The sequence below is a fragment of the Actinotignum stranguriae genome, from assembly GCF_051265215.1.
Classification (GTDB): domain Bacteria; phylum Actinomycetota; class Actinomycetes; order Actinomycetales; family Actinomycetaceae; genus Actinotignum; species Actinotignum schaalii_C.
Map to the genome: position 1 here is coordinate 47,082 of NZ_JBOZCJ010000016.1, position 7,424 is coordinate 54,505.

The 7,424-nt window shown below is 59.9% G+C and carries 12 protein-coding genes; 10 read left to right on the forward strand and 2 right to left on the reverse strand.

Annotated elements, in window-relative coordinates; genetic code table 11:
* Position 1 precedes the first annotated feature (1 nt).
* Both ACRQEG_RS06560 and ACRQEG_RS06565 read right to left on the reverse strand, forming a co-directional pair.
* Positions 2-1,516 (reverse strand): AI-2E family transporter, encoded by a 1,515-nt coding sequence (locus ACRQEG_RS06560; RefSeq protein WP_274734114.1) that lies wholly within the window; start codon positions 1,514-1,516, stop codon positions 2-4.
* Positions 1,517-1,633: 117 nt separating this feature from the next.
* On the reverse strand, positions 1,634-2,362 hold the full coding sequence (locus ACRQEG_RS06565; protein WP_126135798.1) for a hypothetical protein: 729 nt from the start codon (positions 2,360-2,362) through the stop codon (positions 1,634-1,636).
* 109 nt (positions 2,363-2,471) lie between these two features.
* Between ACRQEG_RS06565 and ACRQEG_RS06570 the strand changes: the two genes are divergently transcribed.
* The 10 genes from ACRQEG_RS06570 to ACRQEG_RS06615 form a co-directional block, all read left to right on the forward strand.
* Complete coding sequence (locus ACRQEG_RS06570; protein WP_274734113.1) at positions 2,472-2,786, forward strand: DMT family transporter; 315 nt, start codon at positions 2,472-2,474, stop codon at positions 2,784-2,786.
* Positions 2,786-3,121, forward strand: coding sequence for a DMT family transporter (locus ACRQEG_RS06575; protein WP_274734111.1), 336 nt, complete (start codon positions 2,786-2,788; stop codon positions 3,119-3,121). The genes ACRQEG_RS06570 and ACRQEG_RS06575 overlap by 1 nt, the downstream gene beginning before the upstream one ends.
* Positions 3,102-3,710, forward strand: coding sequence for a hypothetical protein (locus ACRQEG_RS06580; RefSeq protein ID WP_274734110.1), 609 nt, complete (start codon positions 3,102-3,104; stop codon positions 3,708-3,710). The genes ACRQEG_RS06575 and ACRQEG_RS06580 overlap by 20 nt, the downstream gene beginning before the upstream one ends.
* 200 nt (positions 3,711-3,910) lie before the next feature.
* Positions 3,911-4,873, forward strand: a complete 963-nt coding sequence (locus ACRQEG_RS06585; protein ID WP_284905994.1) for a tyrosine-type recombinase/integrase — start codon at positions 3,911-3,913, stop codon at positions 4,871-4,873.
* Positions 4,874-4,886: 13 nt separating this feature from the next.
* Positions 4,887-5,735, forward strand: coding sequence for a ParA family protein (locus ACRQEG_RS06590; protein ID WP_274734107.1), 849 nt, complete (start codon positions 4,887-4,889; stop codon positions 5,733-5,735).
* Between the two features lie 10 nt (positions 5,736-5,745).
* On the forward strand, positions 5,746-6,054 hold the full coding sequence (locus ACRQEG_RS06595) for a hypothetical protein (RefSeq protein WP_274734106.1): 309 nt from the start codon (positions 5,746-5,748) through the stop codon (positions 6,052-6,054).
* On the forward strand, positions 6,054-6,431 hold the full coding sequence (locus tag ACRQEG_RS06600) for a hypothetical protein (protein ID WP_284905996.1): 378 nt from the start codon (positions 6,054-6,056) through the stop codon (positions 6,429-6,431). The genes ACRQEG_RS06595 and ACRQEG_RS06600 overlap by 1 nt, the downstream gene beginning before the upstream one ends.
* A gap of 25 nt (positions 6,432-6,456) precedes the next feature.
* Positions 6,457-6,969, forward strand: a complete 513-nt coding sequence (locus ACRQEG_RS06605) for a hypothetical protein (protein ID WP_284905998.1) — start codon at positions 6,457-6,459, stop codon at positions 6,967-6,969.
* Positions 6,970-7,179 carry a hypothetical protein gene (locus ACRQEG_RS06610; RefSeq protein WP_284906000.1) on the forward strand — a complete coding sequence of 70 codons (210 nt, stop codon included), beginning with the start codon at positions 6,970-6,972 and terminating at the stop codon, positions 7,177-7,179.
* Positions 7,179-7,424 (forward strand): hypothetical protein (locus ACRQEG_RS06615; protein WP_284906002.1); only part of this gene is annotated, 246 nt, incomplete at its 3' end. The genes ACRQEG_RS06610 and ACRQEG_RS06615, both read left to right, overlap by 1 nt.

Here is a 7,424-nt window from a genome sequence, read left to right on the forward strand (position 1 = left end):
GTCACGATCCTTTCACAGGATTGTAATCAGGCCCGGGTGCCTCCCCGTCCACCTCAAAATCAGGCTGATCGTAGGTGTAATCCGGATCCGGAGCCGCGGGAGTAGGGGAGTTCATATCGGCGGTATCGAGTACGCGATCCTCCCCACCAAGGGTGTGCGACGCCGCCCGTGCCGTGACCGGCGAGGGCGATTCCTCCGCGCGGGTATTGAGCTCCTTCGCGTTGTATTCCAGCAGCTGCTTCGCCACCGCGGTACCCGCCAAATCGCGCAGATCCAGATCCGGGAGCTCCGTAAGCGGCTTGTCCGGGGTACGGCGCAGCACCTTGAATACTTCCCACACGATAGAAATAAGTGGAATCACAATAATCGCACCCAGCAGTCCCGCCACGAACGTACCGGCCGTCACGCCCACCGCAATAACGACCGGGTGGAGCGAAACCTGATGCCCCATAATCAGCGGTTGGAGCACATGCCCCTCGAACTGGCCAATGAGCGCCACGCCCACCAGCACTACCAAGGAAATAACCACACCCTTCGTGGCCAAAGCCACCAACGCTGCAATAATCATGGCCGCCGGGGCACCAAAAAGTGGAATAAAGGCACCGATGACCACCAGCACAGCCAGGGGAGCGGCCAGCGGAACCCCGCAAGCCACCAGGAGAATCGCGGCCATAACGCCGTCGCATAACGCAATAAGAATCGTGCCGCGCGCATACCCCGAGAAGCTATACCACCCGGCGGTAGCAGCCGCGTGGGTACGCCGCCGCGCCCGATCCGGGAGCACATTAATGAACCACAGCCACATATTCTTCCCGGCCGCCAGGAAGAAAATCGAGCAGAAAAGCGCCAGCGCAATCAAGGTGAAAGCCAGCGCAACCGTGCCGGCCTGCGAGAGCGCCGTCGACGCAATATTTCCCGCATTGTCCTGCAGATACGCGGCCGCGCGTTCAATGCCCTCATTCAGGGCCGCGCGCAGCTCATCGACCGTAATATTAATCGGAATTGGCCCGTCCGCAATCCAATTAAAAATCCCGTCCAGGCCGCGCTGCATCTGCTCGGAAAGACTCGACCACTGATTCGCCACCGAATCAACAATCCAGTAAATAATCCCGCCCAGCGCCGCAAACAGGCCGAGCAAAGCCAGCGCGGTTGCCAGCGCCCGCGGCATAATCCGATCCAGAATATTGACAATCGGATGGAGCAGCGAGGTCATCACCAGCCCGAGGAACACCGCCACCAGCACCCACTGCACCGAGGCCGCCATGTGGAAAATACCCCAGATGGCAATCACCACGCCGATGAGGAGCCAGGCGCTCACGCCCCATGTCACAAGAACCGGCTGCACCCCGGCCGGATGAATCTCCACAACGGTGCGCTGCGAACGCCCGCTACTATCGGCTGGGTCCTTCGCGTAACGCTCCACGGCCTCTTCGGCCACGCGCTCAATCTGTTCGCGCCGCGACACCGCCGAGCGAATCCGATCCATCAGGGAGGGTGACTTCTTTGATTCCTTCACAAGCTTTAGCTTACTGAAGAACAGTCTGTGCCGCGGGTATTAGTGCGCCGGTGCGTTACGGCGCGGCATTGGACTCGCGCTGCGCGCGGTAGTACGACGACGCCGCCACCCGCCGCGCTACTCATTTGGCCGCAGCAGGTCAATTTCGCTTTCTAGCCACTGAGCTAGCTCGCCAGCGGCAATTCGCGCGTCGATCTCACGCTGTTCTTCCGGCTCCTCAATGCCGACGAGGAAAGATTCCCCGCATTCCCCGAAAGGCACTGCGATGACTTCGCCATCCTCGCTGCCCGCCCACCAGAACTCGGGGCGGTAGCCGGCCGCTGTGAGCGTCTCCCACACCACCCGGGCACGTTCTTCATATTCGGGAGTGAAACGCCCCACCGGCGTATTCCACGCATCGGGCAAACCATCCGGAATGCGCGGGAACACCGCCGCGGGATCGCGCCCTTCAAGCATCTCGGCCGGGATAATACGCGGAGTATCCCGCTCGCTCACCCGCCCCGGCGCCACCGGCCGCAGCGCCAGCTGCCCGCCGGTAGGCTCTCCCAACACTCCCGCCTGGAAGCGGGCGGTTCCCACAGCTACCAGCTGCCCGGCCAGCGATTCCAGATCCACTTCGTTCTCGGCTACCTCGCTCTCGCCCACCTCGGTGAGAAGCGCCAGCGCAGCTGCATCCGCGGCCGGAGTCGCGGAAAGGACGAGAGCGGCGTCGTCGGCAAGAACACGGCGCTGCTCCGAGCCGTTCGCGTACGTGATAGCAACAAGGCAATAACCCTGCTCCGGAGTGGCGGTGATATCGAATGCGGCAATCGGTTGCCCGGAAACGGTGAGCGAGGTGATATTCATGCTTCGAGGATACTCCCCCGACGCGTGTGTTAGCCTGGCCGCGGGCGCGCAATAACCGCCGCGGACGAGGGAGCCGTACCCGCCCAGCGCAAAGACGGCCACAATACCTATGGCGTGGATAATTTTGCTGTTCTCCGGGGCGCTTGAAACCGTCTGGGCGGCGGCCCTTGATAAATCTGAACATTTCTCGCGGCGCGGGCCGGTAGCGGTCTTTGTGCTGGCCCAAACACTCTCGCTCCTCGGCCTGGCCTGGGCTATGCGCGAGATCCCCACCGGCACGGCCTACGCGGTCTGGGTAGGTGTGGGCGCGAGCCTCACCGTGCTGTACGGCTGGCTGAGCGGCCAGGAAAGCACCTCGCGCGCTCGCGTATTGCTGCTGAGTGTGCTCGTCGCTTCGGTGGTGGGACTCAAGGTGGTGAGCTGATGGCCTGGGCGATTCTGGTAGGTTCCGGTATTTTCGAGGCCGTATGGGCGACGGCGCTCGGTGATTCGCGCGGGCTCACCCGCCCGGTGCCGGCCCTAGTATTTGCCTGCGCGCTCGTCATTTCCATGTGGGGGCTCTCGCGGGCGCTACGCGAGATTCCGCTCGGCACGGCCTACGCAGTGTGGACGGGGACCGGCGCGGTGCTCACCGTGGCAATTGCTGCCGCGCGCGGAGTCGAGCAACTCACCGTACTGAAAATGGTGTTCCTGTGCGGGGTTGTTGGCGCGGTGGTGGGGCTGCGGCTGGTGGAGCGGTGTGAGCGTGCGGGTGGATGACACCATAACGCTCTTCGAGCTTTATTCGCCCGACTATCCGGATGTTCCTGCCCGCACCCTCATTGCGTATGTGGATGACCCCTTCATGTATGACAGGTGGGAAAGTGGTGATGACGAAGAATATACCGGGTATGAGGACTACCGGCTGAGCGCCGTCGCCAAAAAGATGGCGGTGTATTCCTCCTGGGAGGAATGGAACGGCGGCCGCGAAGTTAATGATAACGGCGTCATGCGGCCGGTGGCGAAGGACGATCCTCTTGTGGGCGATCAACTGATTCTCAGTGTGAGCCTTGCGATACATGGTGAAGAATTTGAGGCTGGTGAGGTGGATAACCTCACCCCGGACGTTATCCTGCGCGGAACGGTTCGTACTGCGGAACTGGTTGCCAATGCTTTAACCGGTCAAAAATGGTGGCGCTGCGAAGTAGATTGCGGGTTCTTGATTACGCTCGCTCTGCCGGGCGATATCGATCCTGCTCCGGCTCCGGGCACGCTCGTCGATGGCCAGGCGCTCCTGCTAGGATCCACGGGATTTTGGGAAGATAAAGAGCCTGGTGTGTACCAGCTGCGTGGCCAGGGCGAACTGTGAAGTAGTGCCCTTCGGCGAACGAAGAAAATGGTAGGCCCCGTGGGATTCGAACCCACAACCCTTGGTTTACTTGCTTGGCTCACCCCACCCTTTTTAAAATAATGCGACATTTTCACCACGTTCGCTAAAAGTGAACTATAGGGCGGAGAAAAGTTCAATCTTTCCGCCTAGCCATTGAGGCAAAACTGAAAAATGTACGCATGAACAAACTTAACAAATGGAACGTTCCCGCAGGATGGGAAGAAGCACTTTGCGATTGGGGAAAGACTCAAACTCTCGCTGGGCACCGCGAAAGTTCTCGCGCGTACCGCACCGCAACCCTGAGAAGCTTCGCAAGAACGGTTGATAAGCCGCCGAATGAGGTCACTGAACAAGACATCATCGACTGGGCAAGCGGCAAAGAAATAGCCCCCGAAACCCGGCACGGCTACTACATCGCGGTAAGAGCTTTCTTCGACTGGTTCTCCAAAGGAGACAGCCCAGCAAAAGTGCTCGGGCCTGTGCACCGGCTACGAGCAACGGCACGGCCGACACCGGAAGCCGTATATGAAGACGCGCTCGACGGCGCGCCTCCCCGAACCCAGCTCATCCTCCGCCTCGCAGGTGAGGTCGGACTAAGAGCCAACGAAATTGCCCAGATCAAAAAAGAACACGTCGGAAAAGACCTCCTTGGATACTGCCTCCAAGTGTGCGGCAAAGGAGGAAAAACCCGCATGGTTCCCCTCCCCACAGATATCTATCTAGAGATGGAAGAAATGCTCAACATGACCGGAACATGGCTATTCCCAGGAAGCAAGAATGGACATCTCTCCGCAGCGTGGATCGGAAGACTCGCCCGCCGGGAACTCCCCGACCCCTGGACTCTCCACACTCTCCGGCACCGGTTCGCAACCCGCGCTTATCTTGAGGGCCACGACATTATGGCCGTGAAAGACCTCCTCGGGCACGAATCAGTAGCAACGACCCAACGCTACGTCGGTTCCGATCCCCATGCGATGCGAAACGCAATGCTCGGCGCGCGTCAAGACCGCTACAAATACTGTGCCCCGCTGCCAGCGGATACGGCAATGCCAGCGGGTACGGCAATGCCAGCGGGTACGGCAATGCCAGCAAATGCGGCCACGCTGGCCATGCCAGCACCAACCCACATCCCAGGACTATAGAGAAAGAAAACCAATGATTATTGCTATCTGTAACCAGAAAGGTGGCGTCGGTAAAACGACGATTGCCACGAATCTCGCACACCGCCTCGCGCGCGCCGCCGGTGCCCGCGTGTTGCTTGTGGATGCCGATCCGCAAGGGAGCGCGACGACGACGCTCGGCGTCGAAGTAGATGCCGATACTTTGACACTCAATGACGTGCTCGCAGCGACCGCCGCCGGCGCGCCACCCGAAACCGCCCGCCAAGCAATCCTGCCGGTGTCTGGTTGGGGTATTGACCTACTCCCCGCCGATAGAGCTTTGTGGGATCGGGAAAATGACACCGCCTTAGGGCGGGAATATAGGCTGAAGGCAATCCTCGCACCCCTAAGCGATGTCTACGACGTGATCGTGGTGGACTGCCCACCAAGCCTCGGGATGCTCACGACCGGCGCGCTCGTCGCCGCAGATACCGCGTTGATCGTGACGACCGCGCGGGAAACTGCCTGTGGTGGGGTTGCGGAGATGATCACCACCATCGCCACAATCAAAAACCTCTACAACGGTGGTCTGGAGCTTGCTGGCATCCTCGTGAACGCATACCAACGAGGCCGCCTCGACACCCGGAAATGGCTCACCGAGCTAGAAGCAACCTACGGAGACTACCTTCTCGCTCGGTATATGCCGGCCAGGGAAGCGTTCCCCCACACCGCAACTAACCACACGCCAATAAATGGCGGTGACCCGTTGATTGAGGAAGCATTCAAGACCCTACAAGCCACACTCGCCGGCAACGCCGTATCCGCTGGCGCTGCCGCACCTGCTGGCGTGGCCGTATCTGCTGGCAATGCCAGCAATGCCAGCAATGGCAGCACCGCTCTGTAAGGAGACCGCCATGAAAATGACGAAGAAAACCTTGCTCCGCCTGCTTACCAACCCCCACGACATCAACTTCCGGAACATGATCGCAAACGATACCGTGACGCTCTGGCACGCAGCAGCATCAAACGCAACCCTGCTCGAAATGCGCCTGGACTCCGACCCCTGGAGAATGTCGGGCAACGACATCATCAAACACGGCAGCGACCAGCAGCTCGTTGATCTGTACTTCACGCTCAACGAAACCTACGCCCAACTCGAACGGGCGATCAAACACCTCGACAAAGTCAAAGACACGCACAAAACAGAAACGGAAGAACAGTAATGAAAAAGCCTGACACCGCCGCTATGCAAACGCTCAAGAAAGCACCGATTACGAACCCTATCGTTGCGGGTGGAGAAGATATCATCCTCGCTGGCACCGCTGGCACCGCTGGCACCGCTGGCACCGCTGGCACCGCTGGCACCGCTGGCACCGCTGGCACCGCTGGCAAGGCCAGCAGCCAGCAGACCGCGAAAATCACCATCCGCCTCCCCCGCGAAGACGCTGACCGCATCCGGGGCGCTTGGCTCGCCGACTGCGCCACCGGCAACCGCATCTCACTCTCCGAATGGATAACCGCGATTCTCAACGCCCGCGTAGAAAAGTACACGAATGTCGTACCGGTTGTTGCCGGTGCTGCGCCCAAAGGCAACATCTAAACCCAAGACTGAAAGGAAAACCACCATGTACTACCTAGATCAATCCTCGAAGCTAACCACCCACGACGTGCGCTACGCGGTCCGGCAAGCGGTGATCAAAGCCGGGCTGGAAAGCCTGGAAAAGCAAGGGTTGAACGAGACCGACTACGACATGGATGAGGTGATCGGGAAACTAACCAGCGATGCCGACGCTGTTTTCGAGGCATGGACCGCTCGTATTATTACCGCCGCGCGTGAAGACCTAGCAGGCCAGATGCTTTCTCGTCTTTCCTGTAAGAGCGAGGAATACGACCGCGAAGCGGGTTCTGCCTATGAAGAATATGAGGAAGCCCGAGAAGAGTTCGACTACAAGCACGACGAGAGTGCCCCTGTATGGGATGCTTACGCGGAATACCAGCACCTAAAAGGCATGGACCTCGCCTGCGAGAAACACAAGACCTACATCCGCGAAATCCTCGCCAAAGTACCCTCTCTGGCTGACCTCGTCGTCCCAGACGACCACCCGAGCAACGCCGCCACGGTGGAGGAGGCTGAATAAATGCAACCAGAAGAAAACCTTGCCGGCAACGAGACAATTGCCGTATCTGCTGGCAATGCCAGCACCGCCAGCCAAGCTGGCATGGATCGCAACGCCGGTTGGGACATGCTCGCCAGCTTCATGAACCGCATGAAAGAACACGAACGCAACGGGACCTGGCGTAGCTACAGACCCGGTGAGAAGGAACCTGAAATAGGTGAGGAGGAGTGATGCAGTTATCTAAGGCTGATACCGCGCGGTTGGAAGCCGCCGCGAGCATGGCACTCCATGCCCCAATCACAATCAACCTCGACAACGGCGCGGTCGCCGTTGTCTCCCCGGGCGGACATATACGGATTGACGGCCAGGAATGGAAACCGGAAACATCCTCCGTGCCAGCCGTGCCAGCCGTGCCAGCCGTGCCAGCCGTGCCAGCCGTGCCAGCCGTGCCAGCCGTGCCAGCCGTGCCAGCCGTG